This is a genomic window from Halorubrum halophilum (assembly GCF_000739595.1).
Lineage (GTDB): Archaea > Halobacteriota > Halobacteria > Halobacteriales > Haloferacaceae > Halorubrum > Halorubrum halophilum.
Genome location: NZ_BBJP01000004.1, coordinates 1 through 15,464, shown reverse-complemented (window position 1 = coordinate 15,464; position 15,464 = coordinate 1). Strand labels below are relative to the sequence as shown.

Below are 15,464 nucleotides of genomic sequence, written 5' to 3'. Positions count from 1 at the left end.
TAGATGACCCTCGACCAGTACCGCTCGGTCGCGGACCGCCTGCTCGGGCCGTGGGTGCGCGCCGCGGCCAAGATCGGGCTCTCGCCGGACCAAGTGAGCGTCCTCGCGTTCGGCGCCGCCGTCGCCGCCGCCGGCGCGTTCGCCGTCGGCGAGCCCGTCTTTTATATTGCCGGGGCGGTCTTGGTCCTGCTCAACGGCTGGCTCGACATCGTCGACGGCGCGCTCGCGCGCCACCTCGAGGTCTCCTCCGACGGCGGCGACCTCCTCGACCACGTCCTCGACCGCTACGCCGACATCGCGGTGATCGCCGGGTTCACGGTCGGGATCGAAGCGTACGCGCTCGGCTTCGCCGCGGTGACCGGCGTGCTGATGACCTCGTACATGGGCACCCAGATCCAGGCGGTCGGCATCGGCCGCGAGTACGGCGGCCTGCTCGGCCGGGCGGATCGGCTCGCGCTGATGGGGATCGTCGGCGTCGTCGCCGCCGTCTACTCGGCGCCGATCGTCGTCGGCCTGAACGTCGTCGGCCTCCTGCTCGCGCTGTTCGCGGCCGTCGGCCACCTGACTGCGGTCCAGCGGTTCCTCGGTGCGTGGCGCGATTTATAAGGGAACGACTCTGTTGAACACTCAGATCTTGACATTCATTCCTGCGAAACAGCCCGTCGATTAGGACTACCTCTTGATCGATAGCGGGTGTAGGTATATCGGGTTGGGTGAGTGGTTGTGTATACATGATCGAGTGGTGTTACTGTCGACTGTTTATGAGTGATTAGCGACTTTGCGGCGAACACCTCCAAAGCCCCAGTCGGCGAGGCGGGCGCACGCTCGCTGCGCTCCTCACTCAGTCGCTCACGTCGTTCGCTCCCTCGTTGCGGTGCTTGTGTCGTCATCAGAACGCTTCGCGTTCTGATTGGCTCACGAGAGCTTCGCTCTCGTGAACGCCTGCGCCCGCCTCGCCGCCTGCCCCTTTGAGCCCCACCCGCCCGCAACCGCCCCGCACCTCACGCCTCCCCAGCCTCGTCGCCGGACTACGTCCGGCTGCAAGCGAGAGCTTCGCTCTCGCCCTGTCGCTGGCGCCTTATAAGGCGCCAGCGACTCCCTCGCGCGACGCTCCTCGCGGGTCTACGGCCCGCTCGGAGGCGCGCGCCACCGCCTCGTTCATTTATAACGGATTGTCGCCGCTGCTCAGTGCCGTTTAAATACCGAATCTCATCGCCGATCTCCAACGCTCACTCCCGCTCTCGACCGCCCCCGTACCTGTACCGATCGAGACCGAGAGAACTGGGTCAACAACGGGTTTCAACAGCCCCGCGAAGACGGGATTACGGCCGCGTCGCTCGCGCGACCCACGTCTCCGGGTTCCGCCGCTTGCCGCTCCGTCACGCCGGAGAGATCGATCGGGACCACGTCCCGTCGCCAGTCTCCGTCGCCGCCGTCCCCCTCGTCTCGGTCGACGAGGATCCGGCGCACCTCCGCCGCGCCGAACACGTTGACGATCGCCTGTAGCTCGCCATCCCCGGTCAACACGAAGGTGGCGACCAGTTCGCCCGGCGGGTCGGGCGGACGCTCGTCGGCGACGAAGTCGGCGCGCTCGTCGACTGGGTCGACCCGGACCTCTCGTAGGGCCGTCCGTTCCGAGAGCACGGCTACGGGACAGCGATCGCAGGCGGCGGCCGCCAGTCGGACCTGGATCGTGTCGGCCACGGTGGTCGCGCGTACGACGGGCGGTCGCAAAAAGCTTGGAGCCGGCTCCAACCAGAGCTGACGGCCGAGCCGGAGTTCACGGTCGCCGCCGCGACAGTTCGACAAAGGCGTCCGACAGCAGCGCGACGCCGATCGCGAGGCTCTCCTCGTCGACGTCGAAGGTGGGGGTGTGGTGGCTCGTCGGGTGATCCGTGCCGACGAGCACGTACGAAGCCAGCCCGCCGGCGTCTTGCACCTGCCGCATCAGATACGTGCCGTCCTCGCTCACGCCGAACTCCTCGGACGGGATCACGCGCTCGACGCCGTCGACGTCCCACGCCACGTTCCCGACGAGCTCCCGGAGCGCCGGGTGGCTGTCGACGCACGGCGACTCGCTGATCACGCGGGGCGTCACATCGCAGTCGTGGAGCTCGGCGGCGGCGTACAGGATTCGCTCGAGCTCGGTGCGCGCGTACGTCATCAGCTTGGTCGTCTCGCCGCGCACCTCGGCGTCGATCGTCACCTCCTCCGCGATGACGTTGCTCGCGGAGCCCCCCTCGATCCGGCCAACGTTCACCCGCGTCGCCCCGTCGCGGTGGCGAGCGATGCCGTAGGCGTTCCGGATCGCAGCTGCGGCGGCCTGCATGGCGTTGGCGCCCTCGTTGGGCGCCTTCCCGGCGTGCGCGCTCGCGCCCTCGAAGGTGGCCGTCAGGTGCGCCATCGCCAGCGGGCTCTCGACGCCGGCGACGATCTCGCCCGTCGGGTGTCCGAGTCCGATGTGGAGCGCGAACAGGTAGTCGACGCCGTCGAGGTGGCCGCTCTCGGCCATCGCCTTGCCGCCCCCGGAGATCTCCTCGGCCGGCTGAAAGAACACCTTGACCGTCCCCTCGAAGGCGCTCTCTTTGACCGCTTCCAGCGTGCCGAGCGCGATCGCGAGGTGCGCGTCGTGCCCGCACGCGTGCATGTACCCGTCGTGTTCGGACCGGAACCCCTCCGCCGCCGGCCGGTGATCGGGCTCGTCCGACTCCCGAATCGAGATCGCGTCGAGATCGACGCGCAGGCCGATGCACGGCCCCTCGCCCTGCGAGAGCGTCGCGACGACGCCGGTGTGACCGCCCGCGGTGCGTTCGAGGAGGTCGTCGCTGACGCCGGCGCGCCGAGCGCGGTCGAGCCACGGCTGGATCTCGTCGTCGTCGGGCACGGCCATCCGCGCGTCAGTCGCGAGCGCGTCGCGGCCGACCGCGATCTCGTCGACGCCGATTCGCTCGAGCTCCTCGACGACGCGGGCGGTCGTTCGGAACTCGCGCCATCCGGGCTCCGGATGACGGTGGAACGCCCGCCGGAGGTCGCTCAGTCTGGCTCGCGCGTCGTGGGACATCTGTCCGAAGGGGAGGCGGTCAGGCTACTTAATCATGGTCGTGGCTTACTCCCGCACACCGAGGGAAGGGATGCCGAGGTCGGGACCACGACCCCGATCGCCGCCTCGCTACTCTTCGCCCGCGGCCGACACTCGCACCACCTGCTTGCCGATGTTGTCGCCCGCGAAGAGCCCGAGGAAGGCGTCGGGGGCGTTCTCCAGCCCGTCGACGACCGTCTCGCGGTGTTCGAGTTCGCCGCTGGCGACCCACTGGCCGAGCCGCTCGCTTGCCTCGCCGAACCGGGTCGCGAAGTCGCCGACGAGAAGCCCCTCGACTTTGGCTCGCACCGCGATCAGCTGCGGGAGCTTCCGCGGCCCCGTCGGGGCCTCCTCGTCGTTGTAGTGGGCGATCTGGCCGCAGACCGCGACGCGAGCGTCGAGGTTCAGTTTCGTGAACACGGCGTCCGTAATGGGGCCGCCGACGTTGTCGTAGTACACGTCGACGCCGTCGGGCGCGGCCTCGTCGAGCGCGGCGCGGTAGTCGTCGGCCGTCTTGTAGTTGATCGCGGCGTCGAAGCCGAGGTCGTCGGTGAGCCACGCTGTCTTCTCGTCGCTACCGGCGAAGCCGACCACGCGACAGCCGTTGCGCTTGGCGATCTGGCCGACGACCGAGCCGACCGCGCCCGCGGCACCGGAGACGACGACGGTGTCGCCGGGCTTGGGCTCGCCGACCTCCAGCAGGCCGAAGTAGGCGGTTCGACCGGGCATCCCGAGCACGCCGAGATACGCTTCCGGATCGGCGACCGTCGGGTCGACCGGCGCGACCTCGTCGGCGTCGAGGGTCGCGTAGTCGGCCCACCGGCCCTCGCCCGTCACGAGGTCGCCCGCGTCGTACGCGTCGCTCTCGCTCTCGACCACCTCGCCGACGACGCCGCCCTTCAGCGCGTCGCCCACGTCCCACGGCTCGGCGTACGACTCGGCGTCGCGCATTCGGCCGCGCATGTAGGGATCGACCGAGAGGTATCGCGTCCGGACGAGGAGTTCGCCGGGGGCGGGGGAGGGGACGTCCGTTTCGCGCAGTTCGAAGCTGTCCATGTCGGGTTCGCCGTCGGGTCGCTCGGCGAGAAGCCACTCGCGGTTGGTGTTCGTCACGGTCGTCGTTGGGGCATCGGACCCAATAGGGTTTGGACGCCAGCAGGGAGCGGGGTCGAAATCTGCTGGTTACGGGATTAGGGCTCCCAGAACGCGCGCTGTCGGTCGTCGACTTCCGAAAGCGCCATCGAAAGGACATCTCGCCAGTCCGTCGGGTGCGACGCGTTCTCGCCTGGGGTCGGTGCGTCCGGCCCCGGGTGGACGTGATCCCGTGTGTTGTGGTCAGAGGGGTGTCTGTCCCATCGGTGATCGTATTCGCTAGTCCCGTGGTCCTCGTGGTAGTGGATCGAGAAGTCGCCGTTCTGGTACCAGACGACCTCCAGACGGGCGGCCTGGACACTTCCCGGATAGAGCTGCCGATTGTACACGCACTGCAACCGTTCGGGAGCGAACGTCGGGTGCGCCTCAATGCGAGCGAATCGGTCGTCAGTGGTGAACCGCTCGCGGACGATCTCCAGTCGGTCGAAGTCGATCGGCGCGCCGCGATCGGGAGTGGACGCATTCTCGTCACGTCCGTGTGTCATACGACCGATCGTGAATCAGCGGCGTCGTCGGATGCCGTCGTCAACGCTCGCTCGAGAAGCGACACCCGACGGCGAGCCGTGCGCCACGCGGAGAGGCGTCCCCAGACCTCTTCGATAGGCCGGTCGGTCTCCGCGGCATAACCCGTGATCGAAACATCGTCGGGGGACGCGGCGTCGAACTCGGCCGTAAATTCCTCAACGCGTTCTGCCTCCGTCTGCAGGAGATCGAGTAGTTCGTCGGTGGCGTACTCGGTGCGAAGCGTTTGGACGCGTCGCCAGTTCAAGTACTCCTGATTGCGCTCGTAGGTCGCCGGGGACTCGGTGACTTGGGTCACGACGCCCATCCGTTCAAACCAGTCCAAGTACTCGCGCGCGGCGTCCACGCCGTGTCCAGCGAGTTCCGCCACGTCGCCCGCCGTCGCGGGGGCGTCGAGCCCGAGAACCGCATCGAGGAAATCGTCTCGCGTACGATCACCACTCACGAGCTCGGATGGTGGAGTGAGTGCGTCGAAGTCCGGCGCCTCTCTCCGCTCGTCGCGAGAGGCCGTCAGTTCGGGGCGCAGATCGTCCATACGGAATATATCGACTTTATACGGAATAAATCTTTGTAGAACGGGATAATCCATCCCAGTGGCTCAACAGCGGCAACCGTAGTCGAGAGAATGGCGCGGTGGCTTCCGGCGCCGGCTAGCTTTCACTCCTCGCTCAGCGGGAACGCCAACCGGTCGCCGCTCCGCTCGACTTCGGTGTCGAACGCCGCAGAACGCGCTGTGAGGGTATCGCGCACCCACTCGGCGATGTCGTCGTCCGCCAGCGTCGCCGCCTCGTCGACGATCTCGATCGGCTCGACGACCAGTTCGTCAAGGTTGCCGTCACGCACCACCAGTTCGAAGAGGGCGCTCCGCTTGTTGTGGACGCCCTCCCGGTCGATGTAGTCGACATAGTCGTCGACGAAGTCCCCCGCGTCGTAGATGATCGGGCGCCCGTGGTACACCTCGACGCCTTGGAGAACGTGTGCGCTGTGGCCGTGAACCACGTCGACACCCTGATCGATCAGCCACCGGCCGAACCGCTCGTGGACCGCCCGAGGTTCGGTCTCCCAGTTCGGTCCCCAGTGGAGCGACGCGACGACGAGGTCGGGGTCGTGTTCCGCCGCGCGCTCGAGAACCGTCTCGACCAGCGAGCGCGTCGCGGGCACGGACGGATCGAGCGTCGCAAAGGCGGTCCCCGGCTCCGACGCTCCCGCGGCGAACTCCTCGGACTGGTCGGTGAGCCCGAAGGCCGCGACGGTCAGATCGCCCGCCTCGAAGGCCGCGGGTTCGAGCGCGGAGTCGCTGTCGGTGCCGGCGCCGGCGTGTGCGATCCCGGCGTCGGTCAGGTGCGAGTCGGTGTCTCGGAGCGCAGGCTCGCTGTAGTCAAGGACGTGGTTGTTCGCGAGCGAGACGAACGCAGCGCCTGCGGCCTCCAAGGCCGGCACGGCGAAGTCGGGATCCGACCGGAAGTAATACCCCTTGTCCGGCCAGCGCGTCCCACGATTGGAGACGCAACACTCCAGGTTTCCGACCAGTCCGTCGAGTTCTTGGAGTCGCGAGAGTGTCGACCCCCAGACGTTTTCGGGAGTATCGTCGTCGGCCCACCGCTCGTTGACGCTCCGACCGAGCATCAGGTCGCCGACGAACCCTATCCGGGTCGCGTCGCCCTCGGTGGAGTCGTCCTCGTCGCCCGCATCAGCGTCGTTATCGCCCGTTTCGGCGTCGTCGCCGGTCGCTCCGAGGCTCTCGTCGTTCGCAGTCGGGGGCATAGCGGTACACCCGGCGATCCCAGCGAGCCCGGCGACGCCCGATGTCAGCAGGGTCCGGCGCGTTCGCATCGCTCTCGCCTTCGACGAGCGCGGACTTCAACCTGCGGTCCGTGGCGAGCGAGTCGCTTCGAGGAGGCGGTACTCCGACGTGCGTCGGCCGCGGTCAGTACTCGATCGCCGCGGAGTACCGGTCCAACACGAGCACCAGCGCCGCGCCGCCGACCGCCGCGAGCGCGAACCGCGGCGCCGCGGCCCCCCACGCCTCGCCGCTTTCTGCCAGTCGAATCGACACCTCGACGAGTGGCGCCCGGAGCGCGCCGACGATCAGGCTGACGAGGAACGCGAGCGTCGCGGCCCGGGCCCGAGTGAGCGCGTACTTCACGGCGTGAGCGATCGTGACCACGCCGACGACGCCCCCGAGGAGGAACGTCGCGACCGGAGGAAGCGTCTCGGCGAGCGCGTCCGTCCCGTTTCCGAGCGCGACCGCGGCGAGTCCGTCGACGAACCGGCTCACCGTTCCCGACATGTACTCGTACTGGCCGAGCACGATGAGCAGCAGCGATCCGGAGACGCCCGGGAGGATCATCGCGCTGACCGCGACCGCGCCGGCAACGAACACGACCGGTAGCGAGTTCGAAAGCGCCGTCGAGGCGTATCCCGACGCGAGAAAGGCGAGCGAGAACCCGCCGAAGGCGGCCGCTTTCCGACGCGGCGTGTCGAGTTCGACGTCGCCCAAAAGCACAGCCGCGCTCGCGGCGATCAGCCCGAAGAAAAAGCCGTACGTCGCGACGGGACGCGTTTCGAGCAGGTAGTCCACGCCGCTGAGTACGGCGACGACCGCGGTTCCGATCCCCGCGAGGAGGACGACCAGGAAGGCGCCATCGATCTCGCGAAACGCGGCGCGTGCGTCGGAGAGGTTCCCGGGGAGGACGCCCGCGAGCACGCGTCGGATCCGACCCGGATCGACCGCGGTGACCGCCGCGATCAGCCGTTCATAGATCCCGACGATCAGCGCGATGGTGCCGCCGGAGACGCCGGGGACCGCGTCCGCGCTCCCCATCGCGATCCCCTTCAGGTACAGCGCGGCCCACTTTCGGCGGTCACTCATGTACTACCACGGTCATTCGGGAGGCGGTCGTACGACGAGATATTTACTCGGTACACGCGGCCAACTGATAAAACTGGAGGCGGTGCGACAGTGATCCGACGTTACGCCGTGGTAAGGGAGGGATCGGCGGACGCGTCGATGGCGAGCGCGTCGGCCGCCGTTAGCGCGTTCGTCGTGTTCCCGTCGTCGTTGGCGGTACTGTCGCTGCCGCTGGGTCCGTCGCTATTGCTGGTGTCGCTGCTACCGTCACTGCCGTCCTCGCCTTCGCCGCCGCCGAGAGTCGTCTCTTCGAGTTCGACCGTGGCGGCCGCGTCGTCCGCGCCGACGACTTGCGCTTCGGTCACGTTCACCGTGCCAGTGAGCGCGCTTGCGGTGCCGTTATCGATCGAGAGCCCGGTCGAGAGCTGGTACGGACCGGTCGCGCGAACGCTCGTGTTCGTGTAGCCGTTCTCGGGGCCGAACTCGTCGTATCCCGTCGTCGAGTAGGGGACCGTGAGCTCGAAGTCCCCGTTCGCGTCGGCCTCGGCGTACTGGGTGTACTCGAAGGTGTCTCCCGTGGACTTTTCGAGCTCGACGGTCGCTTCGACCTCCTGGCCGGGCTCCGCGCCCGAGCCCTCGATCGTCGCGCCGGGGACGCGTTCGAACGTCTTCACGAAGTCGTCTTGGAAGGCCTGCAGGGTCGACTCGCCGAGGACGCTCTGGACGTCGACGCCGAACTGCTGGAGGACCTGCACCTGCAGCGCCGACGGCGACTGCCCCGCCGCCTCCGACGCGTGAACGAGTCGGTGGTTCTCGAGGGCCTCGACGCGCTCCGAGGGGAGGTCACCGACGCCGCCGATCTGGGCGCTCCCGTCTTCTTCGACGTACGCGCGGGCCGCAGAGACGTTGTCGAACTGTCGGATCGTCGCGCCCTGATCCTCCGGAAGCGTGTCGACGTCGACCTGCTCGCCGCTCGCTGTCTGGGCGGTCTGGGTCTCCCAGTCGACGACGACCGGCGCGGGGTCGACCGCGCTGCCGTAGTGCTCGTACAGCCGGATCATCTGGCTCTCGTGATACCGTTGGGTGTTCACCTGCATCACCGTCTGGAACCCGCCCTGCTCCGTCTGCTGGTAGAGAACGCGGTTGAAGTCCGAGCGCGTCTCGTTGCCCGAGTAGAACGTGACGGGCGCGCCGAACTTGGAGTTGGGCGAGGCCATCTGCGAGTCGACCATCACGTAGCGGGTGTGTTCACCCTCCGTGCTCTGGCTGGCGAGCACCTCGCGGGACGCCTCCTCGCTGGGCGCGAGGAGGTAGTCGGCGGCTTCGTTCGCGTTCTGCTGGAACGGGTTCGCGTTCGGGATGCGCTCGGCGCGGGTGGTGATCCAGTGCCCGTAGTCCCACCACGACTGCACGCCGTACGCGCCCTCCGGATACTCGAAGTCGCCGTCGGCGGGGCGCTCGTAGGTGCCGTACAGCTCCATGGGGTTGTCGGCGCCCTCGAGCTCGCCCGGCGTGGGCGTCTCGTCGTTCATCCACTGGAGGCTCCCGTCCCACTGCGTGACGCTGCCTGGGCCGGTGTTCGCGCCCGCGGCCCACACCGGCGTCGCCATCGCGACCAGCGGGACGAGGACGATGACGACGAGCACGAGCGCGCCCATCGCCTGCCATCCCTCGATGTCGCGGGCTTCGTCGAGCGAGCGCAGACGCAGGAAGTCGACGGCAAGCTGGACGAAGTACGCCGCGCCGACCGCGACGATCACCGCGAGGTAGTAGTTGAATCGGGTCTGGGTGAACGCGGCGCTGCCGATGAACGCCGCCCACACGATGAAGTAGAGGTCCTCGGTGTCGTACTCGACGAGGAACGTCGCACCGACGAGGAAGGCCGCGGCGACGACGAGCCCGACCACCTGCCAGCCCACGCCGACGACGCCGCCAATCGCGTCGTAGAGTTGGGGAACCGCGTAGACGGACCCGACCACGGCGAGCGCGGCCGGGATGTAGAGCGTGTGGTTCGCGTCGTCGGAGCGGTAGAGGGGCCGGGCGACGACGTAGAGGACTGCGGCGAGCGCGAGGAAGAAGGCGAGCCCGTACTCCGAGAGCACGAAGTCGGCGAAGGAGGCGTCTTGGAGGGGGGGTTGGCCTTCGCCGATCGTCTGGAACGTCGCGCGGGCGCTGAAGCCGACGAAGTTCAACAGGTTACTCGTGAGCGTCGACCACAGCGAGGGGAGCGCGAGCCAGACGACGCCCATGGACGCGAGGATGAGGCCGCCGACCGCGGGCGGGTAGGTCATCGTCTCGAGGTCGCGCGATTCCCACTGGCGAGCGAGCCACGCGAGGAAGACGGCGCCGACGGCGACGCCGAGGGGGAGAATGACCTGCGTGAGCGAGTAGCTGGTGACGGCGAACGAGAAGTTGTCGAGCGGAATCACCTGCATCAGCCCGGCGACGGCCATCGACACCGCGCCCGCGAAGGCGATCGGCTCGGGGCTCCTCTCGTGGTACACGTCGCTCGTGATCTTGACCGCGAGGAAGACGCCGGTGAACCCCACCATGAGGACGCCCGGCTGCCACGTCCACATGTAGAGACCGAGCGCCACGCCCGCGGCGGCCGCGTACGCGGCGGGACGCTTGAGGGCGGTCCAGTCCCGATCGACGACGAGTTCCCAGACCGGTGCCTCCCGTTCGGCGACCGCGAAGGCGACGAGGAACGCGAGGACGGCGATACTCTGGAAGAGCACCTCGGCCGCGCTGTGGTCCGGGAAGCCGACGAGACTGTAGCTGAAGAAGGTTCCCGGGAGGAGCGCAAGCACGACGACCGCGGCGAGGGCCGCAAAGCGATCGACGAACCGCCGAGCGATGAAGTAGGTCGGAACCGCAACGAGCGCTCCCGCGATGGGGGCCATGATCAGCAGGACCTCTTCGGTGCTTCCCATGATGGGACGGGCGATCCAGACGCTCACCGCCATGATGTGGTCCCAGAGCGTCCCGAACTGGCCGGCCGACCGGCCGTACGGGAAGCCGGTCCACACGTCGAAGGGGAGCGTGTTCGGCCAGTTTTCGAGGAGGTAGCTCGTCTCGCGGAAGTGATACCACGCGTCGTTGCCGCGGAAGTACACCTCGCCGTCTTGGATGAAGTTACCGTACGACCGGAGGCGAGTCCACAGCATGAACGCGAGCGCCCCGAGGAGGATCGGGACGTGATACCACCGTCGCAGCGCGTCGAGAGGCGATCCCCCGTCGGCGTCGACGGCGTCGGTTTGCTGACTCATTACACGATGTCACTCGCAAAACCTCCATAAGGCTTGTTATATACCGCCCGGCGGCGGGTCAGAATCCTTATTGATCCGGGCGAGAGAGTCGGCGATAATGAAGGTCTCCGTCGTCGTTTGCACGTACACGATGGAGCGCTACGACGTGTTTACCGAGGCCGTCGAGAGCGCGCTCGCGCAGACCCATGACCCGATCGAGGTCGTGCTCGTGATCGACGGCAACCCCGACGTGTACGAGCGCGCGGTCGAGGACTTCGGGGACAACGAGAACGTCGTGATCTCCGACAACGACGAGAATCAGGGCATCTCCTACAGTCGGACACGGGGCGCGGAGCTGGCGTCGGGCGAGATCGTCGCGTTCATCGACGACGACGGGGTGGCCGAGGAAGACTGGATCGCGAACCTCGTCGACGTGTACGAGGAGACGGACGCCATCGCGGCCGGCGGCGACGTGCGCCCGAACTGGCAGGGGGAGCGACCCGACTTCTTCCCCGAGGAGTTCTACTGGCTCGTCGGCTGCGTCGAGCCGGGGTTCGCCGAGGACGGCGAGGAGGTCCGAAACACGTACGGATCGAACATCTCGTACCGACGCGAGGCGTTCCTGGAGGTCGGCGGCTACGACCCGAACACGGGCCGGAAGGGCGACAAACACCTACAGGCGCACGAGGCGCCCGTGGGGATTCGGCTGCTGGAGGAGTTTGGACAGGGGATGGTGTACACCGAGGACGCGGTCGTGTATCACACCCTGTTCGAGTACCGCGGGGAGTTCCGGTGGCTGGTGTCGCGGTCGTTCTGGCAGGGGTATTCGAAACGGGTTATGGACCTCCTGTATCCGGACGCGCCCGACGCCAAGGGGGACTATCTGAAACAACTATTGACATGCTTTGTGCCGAGACGAGTGAAAGACTTGATCCAATCGCCGTCACTAGCAGGCGTGAAGCAGTTGGTGTCAATCTTTGTGTTTACAGGAGCTGTAGGGTTCGGGTACCTGTATGCGATGTTAACACCGGACATAGTGGAAAAAGCAAACAGCTAAGAGTACAACTCTACCGTCTGTCGAGATATTTTATCCCAGTCATGATTATCCTTTGCTGCCTTTAGATTACTCTCACCGATTATTTGTAGGTCCCTCCGGGATTTTTGCTGTAGCCTTCGAAGGCCGGATTCTAAGTCATTGTACAGCAGATTTTCATCCGGGGCGATTGTCTGAATACTCCCCTTTGCTGGTGCTAGAAACGTACGTCCAAAACTCATAGCGAGTACAACAGAGCCAGAGTTGAAAATGTCTTTATAAGGGAAAATAGCCGCATCACACGCAGTAAAGAACTTAGGAACCTCCTTATCCGGGATATATCGCAAATCAAGCCTGACACGTGGATCATCTACTGCGAGTTCTTGGATATTTCTCTTTACTTCAGCGTTCATTGGGTTTCCAGCGATTAGCAAACACGTGTTTGAATCGATCTTTGAGAAAGCTTTCAGCAAACCGGGTACATTCTTATAGGGTCGTATTATTCCGAAATATAAAAAAACACGATCAAAATCTTGTAATCCGAGTTCTTGACGTGCCTCCTCAACCGAGGGGGCATCAGTATCGTCATAAACCGGGATGTAGTTCCCGTGGGGGATACATTCAATTGACGAACGGGGTATCTCGAACGTGTCTGAGACCTCTTGTGCGGTATTCTCATCCCAAGCCTGTACAACATCTACGGCCTGACCAAGTTGCCTGCTCACCCAACGATCAATCCGAAGGAACCGTTGTTCGTGGTTATGTTTGTTATGGACTGTCCATACCACCCTATCACAGAATCTTCCGGCAACTCGAACTTGAACTGTGAACCAAAACGCAGCGAGCAAAGCGACGATCCTGATTCCAGGAATCCTGTATATGTTATCTCTGCTGCCGAAGAGAAAGTAGGGATGAGTCCAGTGGATGTGGAGGACATCAACGTTTCCAAATATAATCCGATGGATGAATGGGGTGAATGGCAGAGGGTCCTCTTGCGTCGTCACCTCAATATCTTCGCCACGGATACCTTCGGCTAGCAATTCTTGATAGGGGTTGTCGCTGAAAAAAGGAAGCATTAGAACGTCCATTTATCGATAATAAGGCGTGGCAACCAAAGTGCTTTTCCACTTGTATCCACCTGTGAGTCGTGTCTTGTGATCAATGAAGGACATAACAGACCAATACGATAAAAAAGAAGGGGTCCGATAAACGACCCAGTATATGAGTACGCCAGTTTCCGCGATCATTATTGCGCACAACGAGGAAGAAAATCTGCGCGATTGTATCGCAACCCTTGATTGGTGTGATGAAGTTATCGTTGTTGATAACGAAAGCACCGACTCAACTCATGAGATTGCATCTGAATTAGCTGATAAAACTATAGTTCGAGAAGTGCCCCCTGATCAAGAATCCTTCGAGATACTTCGCCAATATGGGATTGATGAGGCCACCAATGAGTGGATATTACGGATCGATGCTGATGAGCGCATTCCAGAGTCGCTCGCAGAAACACTACAACAGATTATAAAGCGAGAAGAACACGACGTAATTAAAGTTCCGCGAAAGAACTTTATTCTGGATTCTTGGTACGAGTTTAGCTGGCCCGACTATACCACAACGTTGTGGAAAAAGGGCACAGTTGTGGTTACCGATCGGCTTCACCAAGGAATAGTTGCTAGGGAAGACAGTGATGTGTATCAACTACCAGCAATCGAGTCAAACGGGTTAATTCATTACACACACACGAGCTATACCGGATTCCTGAAGAAATTCTGGAATTACACCGGACTTCAAGCGAAACATACTGAACCCTCGCTCCGGGGGCTCATACTTGAGCCAGGATATCATTTTATTGATCTTTTTCTCATCCAGCGCGTTTGGATGAATGGCTTCAAGAATATCTTACCTGCATTAGGGAGAATATTAACGCCCCCAATTGTCGCTATGAGAAGTATTATTAGACAAATCCAAGATAATTGAGTGAGTCAGACGTGCGACCGGAAATAGTCTCTCAGCGTCTCATTCCGAACACAGTCTCGGCGTCTTACTTAGTGACTAGTTCCAACAGATATTGGCTCATCAATACTGACATCAACTCCGCCGCGACAGAATTTTACAATATGTGGCGCGCCCGAGTCGAACTTGTCTAACTCGTGCTGCGTCTTCGGTTCGCGGAACGGTAGTTCTCATCCGTCTTTAGTTAACGCTCTTGTGGTATAGATTGTTGGTGAGTCACAGTACAGTTTCGAGGATTATTTTGAGCGCTTCTTCACCTGGTTTGCGGAACACTTCACGGCAGAGCTGAAACGTTCGAAAATACGGTGTGAGTCTGTCTTTGGAGAACCTCGATGCGGCGAGAGCCACCGTCACGCCAGCGACGCGTGGCTCTCGCAGGTGTTCATGTGAACGTCTCCATTAACATACTCACCGTCACCGTGGACGACGTATTCACGAGTGAATGTGTCGTCCTCCTCAAGAGGTTCGTACGCCCGAAAGCCGTCAGTATAAACAGTTAACGACTCCTGCTGGCCGACCGCCAGCAGGAGTCGAATCTTCGATTCCGTTGCGGCTTTCGCCGGGATCACGTACCGTTCACCACTGCCACGATCTGCGAGAACAAAGAGGGGAGTTTGTCCTCAGCGTTATCCACGTTCGCGCGTGACAGCACGCGAGCGCGACGGCTAGTCGCGCTCGCGGCCTTTGAGTCCAGCTTTCACGTAGAATTCGTCGATCTCAATCGGGCCTTCAAATTGTAGTCGAGGCGCGTCCAGCGATCGTAGGAAGCGCTGGACGCGCCGGTAGATCGTCTTGTAAGGAACGTCGATTTCTACGTCTAACTGCCTGAGACTCGCGTTGAAACGGATGTACGTGTTGACTGCGAGGAACCACTTTCTAAGCGCTACTGCGGAGTGTTCGAACACTGTGCCTGTTTGATCGTTGAACGTGCGGTCGCAATCCTTACAGAGATACCGCTGAAATACCCGATAGCTGCCGTACCGAATCACAGATTCGCCACGGCAACGTGGGCAATAGACGCCGTCACGCCACTGAATCTATGCCAGCAGATTCGCGGCGCGTCGCTCCGAGACGAACGTCTTGATTGGAACATCGTTCGTCGGGTGACGCGGCCGCGTCACCCTTGCCCGCTGTGACTTCCAGCTACTGCTGAGAATTCACCAACAATCCTCTACCCAAGAGCGTTCGTGGTATAAGACAGATTTTGTCGCATCATCAGCGGTGGCGTTGTATCTGTCCCGAAAACTACCCAGTCAGTGTCCGGCTCTCGCCTGCGCGGTCCAACACGAATATCTACTGAAGGCAGGTACCTGTGGTTTCTATTGCGCTCGCTTACACCAATCTCATCAGCCACTCGTTGAGAGACTACTACTGAGAACGGACCAATGATCTCCACCGGCTGTGTTGAATCGCTGTAAGGCGTAGAGATTCACTGTTTGACGAAGCGCTTGATGTTATAGACGACACACATCAGCGCGATTTCGCGGAACTCACGAAACCATGACCGCGCTCGCACGGCGAAGCCGAGCGAGCGCTTCACAGCCGAGTTAGTTTTATGTTATT

General features: G+C 63.2%; 12 protein-coding genes and 2 pseudogenes. 3 read left to right on the top strand and 11 right to left on the bottom strand.

From position 1 onward, the window contains the following. Nucleotides 1–3: 3 nt before the first annotated feature. Nucleotides 4–606: a CDP-alcohol phosphatidyltransferase family protein gene (locus tag ACP96_RS01030; protein WP_050031782.1), complete on the top strand. Its 603-nt coding sequence runs from the start codon at nt 4–6 to the stop codon at nt 604–606. 693 nt (nt 607–1,299) lie between these two features. Here ACP96_RS01030 and ACP96_RS01025 read toward each other — a convergent pair. The 8 genes from ACP96_RS01025 to ACP96_RS00990 form a co-directional block, all read right to left on the bottom strand. Continuing rightward, complete coding sequence (locus ACP96_RS01025) at nt 1,300–1,704, bottom strand: hypothetical protein (RefSeq protein ID WP_050031781.1); 405 nt, start codon at nt 1,702–1,704, stop codon at nt 1,300–1,302. 76 nt (nt 1,705–1,780) lie between these two features. After that, nucleotides 1,781–3,061, bottom strand: coding sequence for an amidohydrolase (locus ACP96_RS01020; protein ID WP_050031779.1), 1,281 nt, complete (start codon nt 3,059–3,061; stop codon nt 1,781–1,783). Nucleotides 3,062–3,169: 108 nt separating this feature from the next. Continuing rightward, a complete protein-coding gene (locus tag ACP96_RS01015) occupies nt 3,170–4,192 on the bottom strand; it encodes an NADP-dependent oxidoreductase (RefSeq protein ID WP_050031778.1) in 1,023 nt (340 codons plus the stop codon). 77 nt (nt 4,193–4,269) lie between these two features. Then, the gene (locus tag ACP96_RS01010; RefSeq protein WP_050023305.1) at nt 4,270–4,716 is read right to left on the bottom strand and encodes a hypothetical protein; all 447 of its coding nucleotides are present in this window, start codon (nt 4,714–4,716) and stop codon (nt 4,270–4,272) included. Further along, nucleotides 4,713–5,288, bottom strand: a complete 576-nt coding sequence (locus tag ACP96_RS01005) for a DUF7342 family protein (RefSeq protein ID WP_050031777.1) — start codon at nt 5,286–5,288, stop codon at nt 4,713–4,715. Before ACP96_RS01005 ends, ACP96_RS01010 begins: the two co-directional genes overlap by 4 nt. A gap of 122 nt (nt 5,289–5,410) precedes the next feature. Beyond that, a complete protein-coding gene (locus ACP96_RS01000) occupies nt 5,411–6,586 on the bottom strand; it encodes a CapA family protein (RefSeq protein ID WP_050031775.1) in 1,176 nt (391 codons plus the stop codon). Between the two features lie 94 nt (nt 6,587–6,680). Then, nucleotides 6,681–7,625, bottom strand: coding sequence for a DUF368 domain-containing protein (locus ACP96_RS00995; protein ID WP_050031774.1), 945 nt, complete (start codon nt 7,623–7,625; stop codon nt 6,681–6,683). Between the two features lie 101 nt (nt 7,626–7,726). Further along, nucleotides 7,727–10,873, bottom strand: coding sequence for an oligosaccharyl transferase, archaeosortase A system-associated (locus ACP96_RS00990; RefSeq protein WP_050031773.1), 3,147 nt, complete (start codon nt 10,871–10,873; stop codon nt 7,727–7,729). A gap of 97 nt (nt 10,874–10,970) precedes the next feature. Here ACP96_RS00990 and aglG point away from each other — a divergent pair, with 97 nt between their 5' ends. Next, nucleotides 10,971–11,909 carry a glucosyl-dolichyl phosphate glucuronosyltransferase gene (gene aglG / locus ACP96_RS00985; protein ID WP_050031772.1) on the top strand — a complete coding sequence of 313 codons (939 nt, stop codon included), beginning with the start codon at nt 10,971–10,973 and terminating at the stop codon, nt 11,907–11,909. Here aglG and ACP96_RS17420 read toward each other — a convergent pair. Next, nucleotides 11,906–12,973: a glycosyltransferase gene (locus ACP96_RS17420; RefSeq protein WP_082222425.1), complete on the bottom strand. Its 1,068-nt coding sequence runs from the start codon at nt 12,971–12,973 to the stop codon at nt 11,906–11,908. The two genes, aglG and ACP96_RS17420, sit on opposite strands and share 4 nt — an antisense overlap. A 133-nt stretch (nt 12,974–13,106) precedes the next feature. On the opposite strand from ACP96_RS17420, the gene ACP96_RS17415 reads away from it, so the two are divergent. Continuing rightward, nucleotides 13,107–13,865 (top strand): glycosyltransferase family 2 protein, encoded by a 759-nt coding sequence (locus tag ACP96_RS17415; RefSeq protein WP_082222424.1) that lies wholly within the window; start codon nt 13,107–13,109, stop codon nt 13,863–13,865. A gap of 252 nt (nt 13,866–14,117) precedes the next feature. On the opposite strand, the pseudogene ACP96_RS00980 reads toward ACP96_RS17415, so the two are convergent. Then, nucleotides 14,118–14,938: pseudogene (locus ACP96_RS00980) on the bottom strand (IS1595 family transposase). A 392-nt stretch (nt 14,939–15,330) separates the two neighbouring features. Next, nucleotides 15,331–15,450: pseudogene (locus ACP96_RS18350) on the bottom strand (IS5/IS1182 family transposase); the annotation flags it as partial. Between the last annotated feature and the right edge of the window lie 14 nt (nt 15,451–15,464).